The 14,822-nt window shown below is 64.2% G+C and carries 15 protein-coding genes; 6 read left to right on the plus strand and 9 right to left on the minus strand.

Features of this window, described 5'->3' with window-relative positions; all coding sequences use genetic code 11:
• The 4 genes from ACQY5B_RS19270 to ACQY5B_RS19285 form a co-directional block, all read right to left on the minus strand.
• Positions 1-1,860 (minus strand): glycosyltransferase family 2 protein, encoded by a 1,860-nt coding sequence (locus ACQY5B_RS19270; protein WP_420327887.1) that lies wholly within the window; start codon positions 1,858-1,860, stop codon positions 1-3.
• Complete coding sequence (locus tag ACQY5B_RS19275; RefSeq protein WP_420327886.1) at positions 1,860-3,434, minus strand: hypothetical protein; 1,575 nt, start codon at positions 3,432-3,434, stop codon at positions 1,860-1,862. The genes ACQY5B_RS19270 and ACQY5B_RS19275 overlap by 1 nt, the downstream gene beginning before the upstream one ends.
• A gap of 79 nt (positions 3,435-3,513) precedes the next feature.
• Positions 3,514-4,746 carry an NAD-dependent epimerase/dehydratase family protein gene (locus ACQY5B_RS19280; RefSeq protein WP_420327885.1) on the minus strand — a complete coding sequence of 411 codons (1,233 nt, stop codon included), beginning with the start codon at positions 4,744-4,746 and terminating at the stop codon, positions 3,514-3,516.
• Positions 4,747-5,322: 576 nt separating this feature from the next.
• Positions 5,323-6,021 (minus strand): winged helix-turn-helix transcriptional regulator, encoded by a 699-nt coding sequence (locus ACQY5B_RS19285; RefSeq protein ID WP_305969488.1) that lies wholly within the window; start codon positions 6,019-6,021, stop codon positions 5,323-5,325.
• Positions 6,022-6,206: 185 nt separating this feature from the next.
• On the opposite strand from ACQY5B_RS19285, the gene ACQY5B_RS19290 reads away from it, so the two are divergent.
• The 3 genes from ACQY5B_RS19290 to ACQY5B_RS19300 are packed head-to-tail and all read left to right on the plus strand — an operon-like array spanning position 6,207 to position 7,281.
• Positions 6,207-6,428 (plus strand): tautomerase family protein, encoded by a 222-nt coding sequence (locus ACQY5B_RS19290; protein ID WP_420327884.1) that lies wholly within the window; start codon positions 6,207-6,209, stop codon positions 6,426-6,428.
• A gap of 33 nt (positions 6,429-6,461) precedes the next feature.
• Positions 6,462-6,863: a group I truncated hemoglobin gene (locus ACQY5B_RS19295; RefSeq protein WP_420327883.1), complete on the plus strand. Its 402-nt coding sequence runs from the start codon at positions 6,462-6,464 to the stop codon at positions 6,861-6,863.
• Positions 6,864-6,915: 52 nt separating this feature from the next.
• On the plus strand, positions 6,916-7,281 hold the full coding sequence (locus tag ACQY5B_RS19300; RefSeq protein WP_305969485.1) for a cupin domain-containing protein: 366 nt from the start codon (positions 6,916-6,918) through the stop codon (positions 7,279-7,281).
• A gap of 87 nt (positions 7,282-7,368) precedes the next feature.
• Here the strand turns inward: ACQY5B_RS19300 and ACQY5B_RS19305 are convergent, their stop codons facing one another.
• A complete protein-coding gene (locus ACQY5B_RS19305; RefSeq protein ID WP_420327882.1) occupies positions 7,369-8,370 on the minus strand; it encodes a GlxA family transcriptional regulator in 1,002 nt (333 codons plus the stop codon).
• Between the two features lie 149 nt (positions 8,371-8,519).
• Here ACQY5B_RS19305 and ACQY5B_RS19310 point away from each other — a divergent pair, with 149 nt between their 5' ends.
• Positions 8,520-8,816, plus strand: a complete 297-nt coding sequence (locus ACQY5B_RS19310) for a nickel-binding protein (RefSeq protein WP_420327881.1) — start codon at positions 8,520-8,522, stop codon at positions 8,814-8,816.
• Between the two features lie 204 nt (positions 8,817-9,020).
• Here ACQY5B_RS19310 and ACQY5B_RS19315 read toward each other — a convergent pair whose 3' ends face one another.
• Genes ACQY5B_RS19315 through ACQY5B_RS19325 form a run of 3 tightly spaced genes read right to left on the minus strand, consistent with a single transcriptional unit; the run spans position 9,021 to position 12,032 of the window.
• Positions 9,021-9,797 carry an ABC transporter ATP-binding protein gene (locus tag ACQY5B_RS19315; RefSeq protein WP_420327880.1) on the minus strand — a complete coding sequence of 259 codons (777 nt, stop codon included), beginning with the start codon at positions 9,795-9,797 and terminating at the stop codon, positions 9,021-9,023.
• Entirely contained in the window at positions 9,791-10,852 is a 1,062-nt protein-coding gene (locus ACQY5B_RS19320) for a FecCD family ABC transporter permease (RefSeq protein WP_420327879.1), read from the minus strand. The genes ACQY5B_RS19315 and ACQY5B_RS19320 overlap by 7 nt, the downstream gene beginning before the upstream one ends.
• Before the next feature lie 49 nt (positions 10,853-10,901).
• On the minus strand, positions 10,902-12,032 hold the full coding sequence (locus ACQY5B_RS19325; protein ID WP_420327878.1) for an ABC transporter substrate-binding protein: 1,131 nt from the start codon (positions 12,030-12,032) through the stop codon (positions 10,902-10,904).
• 123 nt (positions 12,033-12,155) lie between these two features.
• On the opposite strand from ACQY5B_RS19325, the gene ACQY5B_RS19330 reads away from it, so the two are divergent.
• Together ACQY5B_RS19330 and ACQY5B_RS19335 are read left to right on the plus strand one after the other, a co-directional pair.
• A complete protein-coding gene (locus tag ACQY5B_RS19330) occupies positions 12,156-12,911 on the plus strand; it encodes a class I SAM-dependent methyltransferase (protein WP_420327877.1) in 756 nt (251 codons plus the stop codon).
• 153 nt (positions 12,912-13,064) lie between these two features.
• Positions 13,065-13,961, plus strand: a complete 897-nt coding sequence (locus ACQY5B_RS19335; RefSeq protein ID WP_420327876.1) for a DUF817 domain-containing protein — start codon at positions 13,065-13,067, stop codon at positions 13,959-13,961.
• On the opposite strand, the gene ACQY5B_RS19340 is transcribed toward ACQY5B_RS19335, so the two are convergent.
• Complete coding sequence (locus ACQY5B_RS19340; RefSeq protein WP_420327875.1) at positions 13,891-14,790, minus strand: EamA family transporter; 900 nt, start codon at positions 14,788-14,790, stop codon at positions 13,891-13,893. The two genes, ACQY5B_RS19335 and ACQY5B_RS19340, sit on opposite strands and share 71 nt — an antisense overlap.
• Positions 14,791-14,822: the final 32 nt, after the last annotated feature.

The raw sequence follows: 14,822 nt of genomic DNA on the forward strand, positions 1-14,822 counted from the left end.
TCAGGCGATCCGGACCGAAGGAGGCGCCGGGCGCGACAGCGCACTGCGTGAATAGGGATGTTCGCCATATGCCCTGATGTTGATCGAAAGCATCGACTCCAGCGTGAAGTAGGCGCGCATCACTCGAAACAAGAGGTATTCGGGAAGGTAGAAAACGGCCTTGGGTGACTTCATCAGCAGCGCACAAAACATCGCCATCAGCGCGGGCGCGCCGACCGTCAAGGCAATGACGGATTGCCAGAGCAGCGTGTTGAAGGCGTTGAAGGCGGTGACGTATTCGATCAGTCCGAACAACAGCAACGGGACCATCATCGCGCGGCGGGCGGAATTGATCAGCATGTAGGGCAGAACGACCTTGCCACGCACCGTTGCATGCCGAGAGAAGATCAGGTCCCGGCAACGCGACGAGATATGGAACGTCGAACGAAACCAGCGCGTCCGCTGTTCGCGCATATGCTTGTAGGTCGCCGGCACCTCGGAAATGTACTGAACCTTGGGATCGACGACCAGGCGATAGCCCATCTCTCCGGCGCGCAGGGAAATGTCGGTATCTTCGCCGTTCATGCCCTCGACGAACCCGCCAAGCTGCCGAGGTAGTTCGGTGCGGTAGACCGAGAACATGCCGGGAATGCCAACAACGGAGTCGATGGTTCCGAAGGCGACCGAATAGAAGGCGTGTTTGACCGCGACCTCCAGGAAGCGCGCGCGGTCAAATAGCCCTCCGCCCGGCGGCAGGGGGACCCCGCCGACCACGCCAACCTGCGGGTCCGCGAAATGGCGCATCGCCTGTCGCAGCGACTCCGGCCCCAGCTGGGTGTCGGCATCCACGCGCACGCAAAATTCGGTTTCGACCGCGTCGAGCCCGGCATTCAGCGCATTGGCCTTTCCAGGCTTGGGCACATCGATCACCTCGCCCTTCAAGGCGCTGCAGGCGGCAAGGGCCCCCATCGCAACACGCGCCGTGTCGTCCGAGGAATTGTTGTTCATCACCAGAAGCTTGACCTGCCCGTCATAGCGTTCCGCCGCGACATCCATCGCACGGATCGTATCGGCGATGATGTATTCCTCGTTATGCGCAGGCACAAAGATGGTCAGGTCCGGGGCAAACTCGGCCAACGGCGCCATCCGCGCTTCGACCCGGGCGCCGAGGTACAACAGCATGAAGAACGTGGGCAGGAAAAGGAAGACACCCGGCCCGATGCCCCCAAGCAGGGTGATACGGCGGAGCGCCTGTTCCAACCAAAGATCCAGAGACGCCACGTACCACGCGATGCCCGCCGCCACCATGATCACCACGATCAGGCGGAGCGCGATGCTACGGGTCTTGTGCGTGTTGATCTGCAGCCGAATGCGCGACGGCATTTCACCGCGTTCAAGCAGCTTGAACGAAAAGATCGCAAAGCCGCCAAGACCAGAAGCGATTTCGATGATGTGCAGGGACAGGACAACATTGGTCTGCCAGAGCAGCACATGCGCCATGACGTCCATCAGCAGGCAAAGCGCCGCGTAGCTGCAAACCATGTCCAGGAAGACACCCGCCCGCCGCAACACCGAACGGTCGCAGGTCAGCGCAAAGGCCGTCAGGAAGGAGATCACAAAGATCCTCACCGCAATGGCATGGCTTCCATGGGCCGGGGCAAAGATCAGGTCGTTGTGCGGGAAGGTGGCATTCAGCACCGGAATCTCGTTGATGGCCCACAGCAGGAGCAGGCTGACGACCGTGAAATACCCAAGCATCAGCGGTGCCGTATGCTGCGGCACCTTGCTGGCGAAACGCCGAGGGGCGCTGTCCACCGACCAGAACTGTACGTCTGCGCGGCCGACCTGCACCGGCTCCTTGGGCTCACCCGGAACAGTCATCACTGAACTTTCGCGCTGGAGTAATGCGGGCGCTGCTGGACCACCAGAACGGCACGCGGTGCAGAGGCAAACAGACTCTGATCCGCGTTCGCGGCGCGCACGATGGTCAGTTCCTGCTCATCCTCGACGGCGGGCATCACGATCCAGCTGGTCCCGTGATCCACCTGCTGTAGGAAGGACGGCAGGGCTTTGATCGGCACGGCGGTGACCAGCGGCAGCGAAGTCGCATCAGACAGCCCGGCGTTGAGCAGCAGTGCATCGCCCCCGAGGATCGAATTCATCAGATCCAGCGACAATTGTGCGCCGACGGCATCCAGCTGTGAATGTGCTTCGACGTGCAACTCGCCCGAGAGGACTGCTTGCAAATCCCCCCAGGGGGTGTCGGGTTCCGGCTCGGCCAAGGTCAGGCGTGCGATTTCGATATCGGCGGTGGCCGGTCGCGCCGGCGAGCACCGGCCTTCGCGCTTTTCGGCACTGGTCAGGACGACCCGCACATCGTTGATCATCTGCTGTTCGTCACTCGGCAGCTGGATGCTGCGGGCCACCCTGCCAGAGGCCGAGGTCAGCTCTTCGGAATGTACCAGGCGATCATTCAAACGGACCGACAGCAACCAACCGCTGGCGCCACCTGCGGCGTCGTAGGTCATGGCGAAATCCAGCTGCGACGCCGCCGCGCCCCGGGGGAACTGGCGCCGGTCGAAAGTGACGCGCCATTGCGCCTCTCCCTCGAACGAGACAGAGCGCTTGCGCCCAAACGCAGTGACAAGATCAAGCGGGTCCTCGTCATTGTCCTGAATATGGCCGGCCTGGTCTTCGAGAACCTTGAGCAGGTCCTCGTTCGGCGTCAGCCCACCTGTGTTTGCATCCGCGAACAGGATCGCTCCCTGTCTGACCGAATGCAGATGCGCGGCCTTCAGGGCATGCGCCCGCAGCCTGTGATCGGCGGGCCATTCAAGGCGCAAAGGCGCCATGTTCGACAAAAGTAGGTCGGCGGGATCGGTGATGGGGGCGTCCACCACGAGCTTTACATGCGACGATGGCATGACCTGGGCAACGACTCCGCCTGCCCAATCGGCCGAGCATTCGGCCTGCGGGGCGCGGCCCTCTGCCGACAGCGCCACGACCACGTTGCGGCCGGACAGGTCGCGGATGTTCAAAGGCACCATGATGCGACGACGCAGACGGCCTTCGTCGAGAACCAATTCGGTGCGGCGCACGCCGTTGACCGTGATGCGCAGGGTCCCCTGCGCACCGGGCTCCAAGTCGCCATCGAGATCAAGCACCAGCACGCCCGACTGCGGTACGCTGTTGCGCGGCAAGGCAAAGGTCGCCTTCGTATAGCCCGGAAAGCCGGTGAAGGCGTTCAGCCGCCCTGCTTCGCGCATGGGCATGACAACCTCGGTCGGCACGGAGGTGACAGGCAGATCATGCGCATCCACGACGGCAAGCTCGGCCGGCATCATGTCCTTGATGCGGTCCGCAAACTGCAGGGCGATTTCATCGCGGTGCTGGAACCCGTAGATCAGGGCCGCCAGCAGGATAAAACAAGTCGCTAGGATTCCGACGAGACGCATGACCCGCACTCCTCATATGACGAGGGGCAAGGTTAGCCATGCGCGCCCTGCCCTTCTTGGTCATAGTTCCATTTCGTGATTAGGCGGCCTTGCCTGCGACTTGCCGCGCGGGTTTCTTGCGTACGACGCCCGGCTTTTGCTGGTCGGTCCAGGTCGACACGCAGGCCACCGTGTCAGGCTTGTAGCGATGCGCGTATTTGGCCGCGATCCCCACGGTTTCCTCCAGCAAGCCTTCGGCCAGCGTGATCGGCTTCAACCCCAGGTCAAGGAAGGTGGCGTTGGACACTTTCAGCTCGTTCTCGGCGGCTTCCTTGCGCGGATTGTCGACAAGCGCGACTTCGGCATCGGCAATATCGGCAACCAGGTAGGCAAGATCGCGCACCCGATGCGTTTCGGTCATCTGGTTCAGGATCTTGACCTTGCCAGTCCGCTCCGGCGGGTTGGCAACGGCCAGCGCGACGCAGAGCACGGTGTCCTGGATATGGATGAAGGCGCGGGTTTGCCCGCCCGTGCCATGCACGGTCAGCGGATGGCCCACGGCGGCCTGCATCAGGAAACGATTGAGAACGGTGCCGTAATCCCCATCGTAATCGAAGCGGTTGATCAGGCGTTCATCGCGGCGCGTTTCCTCGGTCTGCGTGCCCCAGACGATGCCCTGGTGCAGATCGGTGACCCGCATCATGTTGTTCTTGGCATAGAACTGGAACAACAGCTGATCCATCGACTTGGTCATGTGGTAGACGCTGCCCGGGTTCGTCGGGTACAGGATATCGCGTTTGAACATCCTGTCTTCGCCGGGAACAAAAACCGTCAGATAGCCTTCGGGAATTTCCAGCCCGTCGCCGTCGTAGCCGTAGACGCCCATCGTGCCAAGGTGGACCACATGCGGGTCGATCCCGGTTTCCGAGATGACCGCCAGCAGGTTGTGGGTCGCGTTGATGTTGTTGTCGACGGTGTAGATCTTCTGCTCAAGCCCCTTCATCGAATAGGGGGCCGCGCGCTGTTCGCCGAAGTGAATGACGGTGTCCGGACGCATCTCTTCAAGCAGGTCACGCAGTTCGGCGATATCCTTTGCGACGTCGATCTGGGCAAATCCGATGGTTTTCCCAGAGACGTCCTTCCACGCCGAGATCCGCTCCTCGATCGATGCGATGGGCGTCAGGCTTTCCGCACCAAGCTCTGCGTCGATGGATCGGCGCGACAGGTTGTCCGCGATCACCACATCATGTCCCAGCTCGGACAGGTGCAGCGCCGTCGGCCATCCGCAAAAACCATCACCACCAATCACAAGTACTTTCTTCGCCTTCGCCATGATCTTGGCCTCCGTGCATCCTCGTTCGACAGACCGGGCGTTTCGACAGGCCGTTTCACGAATGTTGATTAAAACTGTACCGATAGTTGATTAACCCGGTATTAAAGTCGCTTGGCGGGTCTATCACGGGGAATGGCCTGGTGGTCATCCCCGCGGACGGACTGCAGGTGTCCCGTTCGGGGCGTTTTACCTACTCGTTCGCGCCGTCCCTGTCCGAAGGGATAGGAGGTGGGGTGCGACCCGCCTTTCGTCGCTCAATTGCACAATGCATTGGAACCTCTCCCAAACCTACGGCTTCGACTTTGGGAAAGATGCTCGTCAAATTTGGCGGAAATTAGGAACAATTTCCGCCATTCTTGGGTTTGATTGGGCCGACTTGCTGAATGGAATCAGGTTTCATGGCCATATTCACAAAGTTTGGCGAACGGGTGCCGGGCCGTGTCTGGTCAGCCCCACGCCCTCGGGCGCAACATGATCATCGGTGTCAGGCCGCGTTCTTGGACGCAGGTTCTATCGCCTTTCCGGCAATCCGCCCGGCCTTGATGCAGCAGGCACCCGGCCCCCCTTGCAAGGCGATCAGCTTGCCAGCTTTTCCTGCTGTGCGAAGGGGCTGAGGCCCAGCCAGGTCTGCATCGAGCGCGTCAGCTCGGACGATCCCACAAGCAGCAGCGCATCGCGGTCCACTGCATCGGCCACAGACCGCAGGCCCATCCAGATCTCCGTCATCGTCCGCAGATCGACGGTCGCATAAAGATCCACGTCAAAGCCGGGGTCGATATGGCAAAGGTCCACGGTCCGGTCTGGCTCCACGATCAGCCACCACTTGCGCTGTGCCTCGGGCAATTCGGGGTAGATGAACTCGATCACCACGCGCCGGTCGGGCACCGGCGTCGTGTCGAGATTGCGGCGCATGTCCCACATGAGCAATTCCGGATCTAGGTTCTCGAGCGACGGCTCGGTCTCGACCCATTTCTGCCCCCACATGCCGATCGCCTCGATCACCGGCTGCAGGTCCTTCCCGGCCTGGGTCAGCCGGTAGGCATCCACGTCCGGCGGGTCGGTCAACCGCCTGCGTTCCACGACGCCCGCCGCCTCCAGCTCGCTCAGGCGTTTCGACAGCAGCGCCGGAGACATCCGCGGGACGCCCCGCCGCAACTCGTTGAACCGGGTCGATCCCGCGACCAGTTCGCGCAACAGCACGACCGTCCAGCGGGTGCACAGCACTTCGGCGGCCATCGCAACCGGGCAGAACTGCTTGTAGCTCGCATTGGTCATGGCAGACCTCCTTTCGGTCTCGGGTCTGCATCATGACAGATTCCCCCCGCGCCAAGCCAGTTCAGACTCTGTACCGGCAGCGATTCAGTTCGTGAACTGGCGCGATCACGAGGCTGGCTGGCATTTTGCGCCCATGCCGATTGGTTCCGGCACAGGAAATCCGACCAGCACGAAAGGAGAAGACAATGCCCCTTGTTGATATCGAACTGATCGCGGGCGTCTTTGACGACGACCAGAAACAGCGGATGATCCATGACGTGACCGAAGCGATGGTCGGCGTCGAGGGCGAGGCCATGCGCGGCGTCACCTGGGTCCGGGTGCAGGAGATCGCGAGCGGCGAATGGGCCATCGGCGGCAAGCCGATGACGGCAGAGGCCGTCAGGGCCGCGCGTTCCCAACCCGCCTGAACACGTCCCCGGACAGATCAGAAAGGAACAGCCATGACCAGCCAGGTCGCCACAGACTTGCAAACCGTGACGCTGTACGAGCGCCTCGGAGGCGCCGCCGGCATCCGCCGGATCGTTGACGGGGCCGTCGCCGCCCATATGGACAACCCGCTGATCGGGCACCGGTTCGCGCCCTATGCGGACCAACCGGAGCGGGTCGAGGAGATCAAGCAGCACACCTGCGATTTCTTTGCCGCCGGCAGCGGCGGCCCCGACACCTACCGGGGCCGCAGCATGGCCGAGGCGCATCGCGGCATGCAGATCGACGCGGCGGAATACGATGCCGCCTGCGACGACATCCTCGGGACGATGGAGGCGCTGAACTACGACCCGCGCACACGCGGCGAGGTCGGGGACATCCTCCAGTCCCTGAAATCCGAAATCATACACATGTAATGAGTAATGAGGCCGGTCCGTCGCGACCGGCTCTCCGAAAGGCAGGAAAGACATGACCAACGCCATCGAAACCCACCGCTTCGAGCGCCCCGACGAGCGGCTCGACATGAAGGACCGTGGCGGCATCGACATCGTGAAGACGGGACAGGGCTCGACCGGCATGCACGCCGTGTTCGAACCCGGCTGGACCTGGGAGGCGGACGAAAAGCCGCTCCTCGGCCATCCCGATACCTGCCCGATGCACCACACCGGCTACTGCCTGTCCGGCCGTCTTGTCGTCCGGATGGTCGAAAGCGGACAGGAAACGCCGATCACGAAAGGTGATTTCTTCGAGATCCCGCCCGGTCACGACGCCTGGGTCGCGGGCAACGAGCGCGTCGAGATGATCCTGTTCGAAGCACCGGGCGCCCATCCCTGACAGCGCCCGCCCTTGGCAATCCTGAACCTTAACGAAGAAAGGGCTCCTCTTCGCGAGGGGCCCTTCCCATGCGCAAGGGTGCCGGGCCTACGCCCTGCCCGGGCGGAACCGGTCGCGATAGGCGGACGGCGTGGCGCCACAGTGGCGTTTGAAGACGCGGCGGAAAAAGGCGACATCCTCGTACCCCACCGACAGCCCGACCTGCTCGATCGACGGCGCGCCGTCCTCGAGCATCTTTCGCGCCGCCGAGACACGCAGCATCTGCTGGTAGACCCCCGGCATGTGGCCCGTCGCCTGCTTGAACCTGCGCATGAGGTTGCGTCGGCTCATACCCGCAACCTCGGCAAGTTCCTCGACGGGAACCTCGCGGGTGAAATGCGCCGTCAGATGATGCTCGGCCTCCCTGATCTTGTCGTCGGCGTGCGGCCGCGCCAGCGGCAGCAGGGCATAGCCGGACTGGCTGGGCCGCGGCGTGTCGAGGAGCAGCGCCATGGAGCACTCGATCGCCACGTCGCGCCCGCAGAGACGCTCGACAAGATGCAGGCTGAGGTTGCTGGCGGCGTTGACACCGCCACTGCAATAGAGGCCCGCATCCTCGGTGATGAGCAGATCGGTCTGCCAGTCGACATCGGGGTATCGCTGCCTAAAGCCCTCGGCGACGCCCCAATGTGTCGTGGCCGTGCGACCGGCAAGCAGTCCAGCCTCGGCCAGGAAGGCGACGCCGGAACAGACACCGGCGATCCGCGTGCCAGTCCGATACCGCTCGGCCAGCCAGGGCGGGATCGCGGCGTGGCGCGCCATCCAGTCGTCCGGCACCGGCCCCGAGGCCGAGACCATCACCAGGTCGAGCGATCCCAGTTCCGGAAGTGCACAATCGGGCGCGATGTTCAGCCCATAGGCGCTTCGCACCGGCGCGCCGTCGATCGACGCCGTCGTGACCCTGAATCGCGGTTCGGGGTCATCGCCACACATCTCGTTCCACATGGTTCCCGCAGCCGAGAAGACCTCGATCGGGCCGACGGCCGTCGACGCGTAACCGTCGTTGACGAGAACGACCGCGACGTCCAGCTTGTCGCTCTTCTCCGTCATCCCCCGATACTGGCATTTTCGCCCGCGGATTTCACGCGCAGCACGCGTGTTTGGCACGATAACCCCCGCTTTCCGTCCGCATCGCCCGGTGCCATTTCGTCCGGTGCGGGCCCATTCTCTGGTCGTGAACAGATAGAGAGGAGGCAAAGATGGATCTCTACATCATCCGCCGTCACGGCATCTGGTCGAACGAGGACGAACTCGCGGCGACCAACGAGAAATCGCTTCAGGTCGGCGCGGATATGAAGGATCGGCTGCGCTGGATCCGCAGCTATGCCGTGACCGAGGAGGACGGCCGCATCGGGTCGGTCTGCATCTACGAGGCCAGCGACCGCGAGGCCATCCGCGAACACGGAGAGCGCATCGGCGCGCCCAGCGAGGACATCCGGCTTGCCCGCGGCACTGCCGTCAAGCGGGACGATCCCGAGCCGGTGACCTATGTATGACAGGATTTCCCCGGCAGGTGCCGGGGCAATCGCTTCGACCAAGGGCAGGTCCGGGCCGCTCCCGATGTGCTCGACCGTCAGAGCGAACCCGCTGCTGCAGCGCGACCGGCTTTTGTCGCGGCTTCACCGGCCTCGTGCATGCGGCCTAAGAAGGCGTGGGCTGGCAGGGCAAATCCCGCCGGGCAGGCCGCACGGTCGCGCCCCTTACGCGATTGCCTCCCGCGTGGCGGGGTGTGCTGGCCCGTCCACGATCATCATGGGGCAGCCGCGCGAACACCGCTCGACGCGGCTGTCAATGCCGTACAGCCTGGCGATCAGATCCGGTGTCAGCACCTGCAAGGTCGGACCGGTATCCAGGATGCGGCCGCCCGCCAGCGCCATCACCGTCGTGCAGGCGCGCATCACCTGGTTCAGGTCGTGCAGGGCAAGGATCACCACCGCGCCCGTCTCTTGCGCATAGCGACGCAGCGCCTCGAGAACCTCGTACTGGCGATACAGATCCAGGGCCGAGGTCGGCTCGTCCATCAGCACCACCTTGGGTCGCGTCACCAGGGTCTGGGCAATGCTGACCGCCTGCCGCTGGCCACCGGACAGTTCCGGCAATTGCCGGTCCGCCAGATGCGCGACACCAAAGCGGTGCAGTACGTCGTCGACGGCGGCCAGTTCGGCTGCGGACAGGCGCCAGCCCCCGCCATCCTGCTTCAGCGCGAGGATGACGGATTCGTAGACGGTCAGCGCAGCGTTCATGGCGGTGTCCTGCGGCATGTAGCGCAGGTCGCTCTGCTCTGCGCCGGTCAGGCGGACGGCGCCGCTGCCGCCAAGCTGCCCGGCGATGCGGCGGAACAGGGTCGATTTCCCCGCCGCATTGGCGCCGACAAGGGCGGTCAGGCTGCCGCCCTCGATCCGGGGCGTAGTGGCGCCGGTCAGGATCTGGTGGCGGCCATAGCGCGCGCCGACCTGGTCGAGCGCGAGGCTTACCATGATTTGCGTCCTTTCGTCAGGATCAGCGCGGCAAAGAACGGCACGCCGACAAGGGCAGTGATGATGCCGATGGGCAGGACCGCGCCGGGCAAAATGGCCTTGGACAGGACCGAGGTCGCGGACAGGATCACCGCCCCCGACAACATCGCTCCGGGCAGAAAGAACCGCTGATCCTCGCCCAGCAGCAGCCTCGCGACATGCGGGCCGACGATGCCGATGAATCCGATCGTACCGACAAAGCTGACCGGCACCGCGGCCAGCAGCGAGACTAGGAACAGCGCCTCGAGCCTCAGCCGTTTCACCGGCACGCCCATCGCGGCGGCGCGGGTCTCTCCCAGTCGGATCGCGGTCAGCGCCCAGGCGCGGCTGGCAAACAGCGGCGTGCAGACCAACAGGATCACGGCGGTGACCGCGACCTTGGCCCATGTCGCCTTGGTCAGGCTGCCCATGGTCCAGAAGACCACCGCTGACAGCGCCTGTTCAGAGGCAAAGTATTGCAGCAGGGCCAGCGCGGCGTTGAAGCTGAACACCAGGGCGATGCCCAGCAGAACGATGGTTTCCACCGTCACGCCGCGCAGCGTGCTGAGGCCGAAAATCAGCAGCGACGCCGCCATCGCCATGGCAAAAGCGTTGATCGGCACCATCAGCGCGATGGCCGCCGGGAAAAGCGCCACCCCGAACACCATCGCCAGCGCCGCGCCAAAACTTGCGGCGGCGGACAGGCCCAACGTGAAGGGGCTTGCCAGCGGGTTGGCAAGGATCGTCTGCATCTGCGCGCCCGCCAGCGACAGGCTGGCCCCGACGGTGACCGCCAGCAGCGCCATCGGCATGCGAATGTCCCAGATCACCACCCGTACTTGAAGATTGGCTGTCGCCGGCGAATAGATCGTCTGCAGCACCTCCCCCAGCGGATAGCGCGCAGGCCCCAGCGACACATCGACCGCCACCGACAGCACCAGCAGCAGGGCCAACCCCAACAGGATCGCGATCCGCCGCGCGACAAGGCCGCGATAGGCGGAGGCATAGGTGGGGGTATTCGAAGTCAGCGCAGCCATGAGGCCTCCGGGGCATGGGGAGGGGCGGCACCAGGACCGCCCCGTCAGATCAGTTCGTGGCCGCGTCCAGCGAGACCCAGTAGCCGGGGTGGTAGTCCACCGGCAGGAAACGGTCATGCAGTTCGACCAGCGTCGCCTCCGGGTCGAGATCGGGGAACAGGTCGGGGTGCATCCAGGTGGCCAGCCGCTGCACGGCGATGAAACTGTAGGGATTGTTGTAGAACTGGTGCCAGATCGCGTGAACCTGCCCGTTCTCCACAGCCTTCACGCCGGTAAAACCCGGGCGCTCCATCAGGGCGGCCAGCTTGGCCCGGGCCTCTGCCTCATCCGATCCCGGTCCGACGCCGATCCAGTCGCCGCCGGGCACATAGGCGTCCCAGTTGCCGCCCGTCACCACGATCTGGTCGGGGTCAGAGGCGATCAGCTGTTCGGCGTTGATCGTGCCGAAGGTGCCGGGAATGAACGGCTTGGCCATGTTCTCGCCCCCGGCCAGCTCGACGAAGGTGCCGAAGTTGCCATTGCCGAAAGACATGCAGCAGTCTTCGGAATAGCCTCCGGCGCGTTCGACAAAGACCAGCGGGCGATCGAGGTCCGTGGTCGCGTCGATCACATCGGTCACGCGGGCAAGCTGTTCCTCGTAGAAGGCGTTGAACTCTGCCGCGCGGTCTTCCTTGCCGAACAGTTGCCCGATGATCTGCATGGACTTGGCGGTGTGTTCGAACGGCTTTTCGCGAAAGTCCACGTAGACGATCGGGATGCCGACCTTGGCCAGCTTTTCCTCGTAATCCGCCTCATCCGTGGCCGCCTTGGCCTCGAGGTTCAGGATCAACACGTCGGGGTCCAGGGCGACCGCCTGTTCGATGTCGAACGTGCCATCCTTGAAGCCGCCGAAGGTCGGGATCTCGTCCAGTTGCGGGAACTTCTCTGCGTAGAGCGCATAGCTTTCGGGGGCTGCCTGCAGCAGGTCATCGCGCCAGCCGACCACGCGCTGGAAGGGATCTTCGCCATCCAGCACGGCGGCAAAGAAGATCTGCCGCCCCTCGCCAAGGATGACGCGGTCGGCTGGGCCGTCCAGCGTGACGTCTCGCCCGGTGATATCGGTGACGGTGATCGGATCGGCCAGCACCAGTGTCGGCAGGATGGCCAGCGCCGTGGCGCCAAGCAGACGGGTAAAGGTCATGTTTGCGGTCCCTGTTCCATTTCGCGCCGTGGATAGGGGTTCCCGACAAAATGAGTCAAGTTATAAGTTGACAAAATTAGTCACCTAAAGGAAGCCAGCATCAGGGCACGAACGAGGACCACCATGACCACCCCGCACCTGAAGAACCGTGACATAAGGGACGAGATCCGGGACTACTGGTCCGACCGCGCCGCGACCTTCGACGACGATCCCGGACACAAGATCGCCGACGGCGCCGAAATGACTGCCTGGGCCAAGCTGTTCCGCAAGCATCTGGGCACCGGCCACGGGCGCCGCTTGCTGGATCTTGCCTCGGGAACAGGGGAAATCTCTCGGCTTTGCAAGAAGATGGGATTTGACGTGACCGGGCTGGACTGGGCCGAACCGATGCTGGACCGCGCCCGGGCGAAATTACCCGATGTGACATTCCTGCAGGCGGATGCGGAACGAACCATGCTGCCCGCGGGCAGCATGGATGTGATCGTCACGCGGCATCTGGTCTGGACCCTGGTCGATCCCGCGGCGGCCTTTGCCGAATGGCATCGGGTACTTGCGCCGGGCGGGCAGCTTCTGGTGATCGACGGGGATTTCGTGACGAAGGGCTGGCTCGCACGACTGCTCGGGGGACGAAAGGCCGGCAACCACGGGGCCGCCGAGCGCCACCATCGCATCCTGCGGCAAGTGCATTTCGCGCAAGGGGCGCGGGCCGATGACGTCGCCCGGATGCTGTCGCAAGCCGGCTTTACCGACCTGTACATCGATACCGAGCTCGGGCGCATCCACCGGGCACAGGCGCGCCAGATGGGCTGTCGCAAGTCGTTGCTCCGCCGCTGGGAGCACCGATATGCGATCTGCGCCTCGAAACCTGTCGCGACATAGCCAGCGATCCATTGGGCTCCGCCGCGACATTCTCGGCGCCCTTCGCATGGACGGATATCGGTCGATCCGCACTCCCTGCCCCCGCCCGCCAAGGAACGAAAGGTCAGGCATCCCTGACTGGCGCCCGCCACCGCGCCGCGCCAAGACAGATCCATGACCACGACCAGACGCCTCGAACGCGCGCTTGGCGATTTCACCCGCGCGCATCTCCCCACCGGCCTCGCCGATCTCCTGATGTTCCTGCTCAAGCAGGGCTGGGCCTGCCTGTTCGGCTTCCTGATGCTGGGCGGCCTGCTCGTCAGCGACCGGATCTGGCAGGACGACTGGGCGCTGCACCGCTACGACGCGCTCTTTCTCTACGCCCTCACCCTGCAAGTCTCCTTTCTGGTCCTGAAACTGGAAACCCTGACAGAGGCCAAGGTGATCCTGCTGTTCCACCTGACCGGCACGGCGATGGAACTGTTCAAGGTCAATGCCGGCAGCTGGGCCTACCCCGAGGAGGCGCTGCTGAAAGTCTACGGCGTGCCGCTGTTTTCCGGCTTCATGTACGCGGCAGTGGGCAGCTACATGGCCCGCGTCATCCGCATCTTCGACATGAAATTCGCCCCCTACCCGCCGTTCTGGACGAGTGTGGCGCTGGCCGTGGCGATCTACGTCAACTTCTTCGCCCACCACTACCTGCCCGACGCGCGTTACGTCCTGATGGCCGCCACGGTGGCGCTTTTCGCGCGCACCCGCGTCTGGTTCACGATAAACCGTACCCGCCGCTGGATGCCGCTGCCGGTCGCGGCCTTCCTGACCTCGATCTTTCTCTGGATCGCCGAGAACGTCGGCACGAACACCAACACATGGCTCTACAAGGGACAGACGACGCTGGATCTGGTCCACCTGTCCAAAATGGGATCGTGGTACCTGCTGCTCTACGTCAGCTTCGCCACCGTGACACTGGTCCTGCGCGACGCGCTCTTGCCTGCGCCGCTCACAGACCCAGCACCAGCACCAGGATCGACACCGTCAGCACCGCGATCCCCAGCACCTCCCGCCGCGTGACGGTTTCGCGAAAGAACAGAACGGAGGCCGCCAGCGACAGGATCAGCTCCACCTGCCCCAGCGCGTAGACATAGGCCGCCTTTTGAAGGGTGAAGGCCGTGAACCAGCCCATCGTGCCGGCCATCGAGCTCAGCCCCAGCCAGACCGCCCGGCGCCGCGCCGCCCAGACCGCGCGCAACTGTCCCGGTTCGCGCCAGCGCAGCCAGACCGCCATGCCCAGCGTCTGCAGCGCCGTCACGCAGACCAGAGACAGTGCCGCGCGCAGGACAGGGTCATCGCTGGGCACCTCCAGCGTCGTCGCACGATAGCCCACGCCCGCCACGGCAAAGAAGAACCCCGACCCGACCCCCAACAGCACCGCCCGGCTGCCCAAGCCGCGCCAGAGCCCCGCCGCATCCGGCGTCCTCGACAGCATCAGCACGCCCACCAGCCCGATCCCGATTGCCAGCCAGCCCAGCGGAGAGATCGCCTCGCCCAAGAGGACGAGCCCCATCAGCGCGGTCTGGATGACCTCGGTCTTCTTGAAGGTGATGCCCACGGCAAAGTTGCGCTCGCGGAAGGCCAGCACCACCAGCACCGTGGCCAGGATCTGCCCCATCCCGCCGACCACCGCCCAGGGCCAGAAGGCGGGCCCGGGTACGGGCAGGCCGGCCCCGGTCAGGCCCAGGTACAGCAGCAGGACCACCAATCCCGCCGGCATGGCATAGGCAAACCGCGCAAAGGTGCTGCCCGTGGCGCTGATGTCGCCCGTGGCCAACAGCTTGTGCAGCATGAAACGCGCGGTCTGAAAGGTGGCCGCGCAGAGGGTGGCGATGATCCAGAGGTCCATGCCGCCATTAGCGGCAGCGAACCGCCGGGCAC

It is taken from the genome of Antarctobacter sp., assembly GCF_965277915.1.
Taxonomy (GTDB): Bacteria; Pseudomonadota; Alphaproteobacteria; order Rhodobacterales; family Rhodobacteraceae; genus Antarctobacter.

Bases quoted from the DNA above. Each gene is read 5' to 3' on its own strand.
- ACQY5B_RS19310 (WP_420327881.1), top strand. From the start codon at position 8,520: ATGGATCTCTACATCATCCGCCGTCACGGCATCTGGTCGAACGAGGAC.
- ACQY5B_RS19330 (WP_420327877.1), top strand. From the start codon at position 12,156: ATGACCACCCCGCACCTGAAGAACCGTGACATAAGGGACGAGATCCGG.
- ACQY5B_RS19295 (WP_420327883.1), top strand. From the start codon at position 6,462: ATGACCAGCCAGGTCGCCACAGACTTGCAAACCGTGACGCTGTACGAG.
- ACQY5B_RS19335 (WP_420327876.1), top strand. From the start codon at position 13,065: ATGACCACGACCAGACGCCTCGAACGCGCGCTTGGCGATTTCACCCGC.
- ACQY5B_RS19300 (WP_305969485.1), top strand. From the start codon at position 6,916: ATGACCAACGCCATCGAAACCCACCGCTTCGAGCGCCCCGACGAGCGG.
- ACQY5B_RS19340 (WP_420327875.1), bottom strand. From the start codon at position 14,790: ATGGACCTCTGGATCATCGCCACCCTCTGCGCGGCCACCTTTCAGACC.
- ACQY5B_RS19270 (WP_420327887.1), bottom strand. From the start codon at position 1,860: ATGACTGTTCCGGGTGAGCCCAAGGAGCCGGTGCAGGTCGGCCGCGCA.
- ACQY5B_RS19290 (WP_420327884.1), top strand. From the start codon at position 6,207: ATGCCCCTTGTTGATATCGAACTGATCGCGGGCGTCTTTGACGACGAC.
- ACQY5B_RS19305 (WP_420327882.1), bottom strand. From the start codon at position 8,370: ATGACGGAGAAGAGCGACAAGCTGGACGTCGCGGTCGTTCTCGTCAAC.
- ACQY5B_RS19275 (WP_420327886.1), bottom strand. From the start codon at position 3,434: ATGCGTCTCGTCGGAATCCTAGCGACTTGTTTTATCCTGCTGGCGGCC.
- ACQY5B_RS19285 (WP_305969488.1), bottom strand. From the start codon at position 6,021: ATGACCAATGCGAGCTACAAGCAGTTCTGCCCGGTTGCGATGGCCGCC.
- ACQY5B_RS19325 (WP_420327878.1), bottom strand. From the start codon at position 12,032: ATGACCTTTACCCGTCTGCTTGGCGCCACGGCGCTGGCCATCCTGCCG.
- ACQY5B_RS19320 (WP_420327879.1), bottom strand. From the start codon at position 10,852: ATGGCTGCGCTGACTTCGAATACCCCCACCTATGCCTCCGCCTATCGC.
- ACQY5B_RS19315 (WP_420327880.1), bottom strand. From the start codon at position 9,797: ATGGTAAGCCTCGCGCTCGACCAGGTCGGCGCGCGCTATGGCCGCCAC.
- ACQY5B_RS19280 (WP_420327885.1), bottom strand. From the start codon at position 4,746: ATGGCGAAGGCGAAGAAAGTACTTGTGATTGGTGGTGATGGTTTTTGC.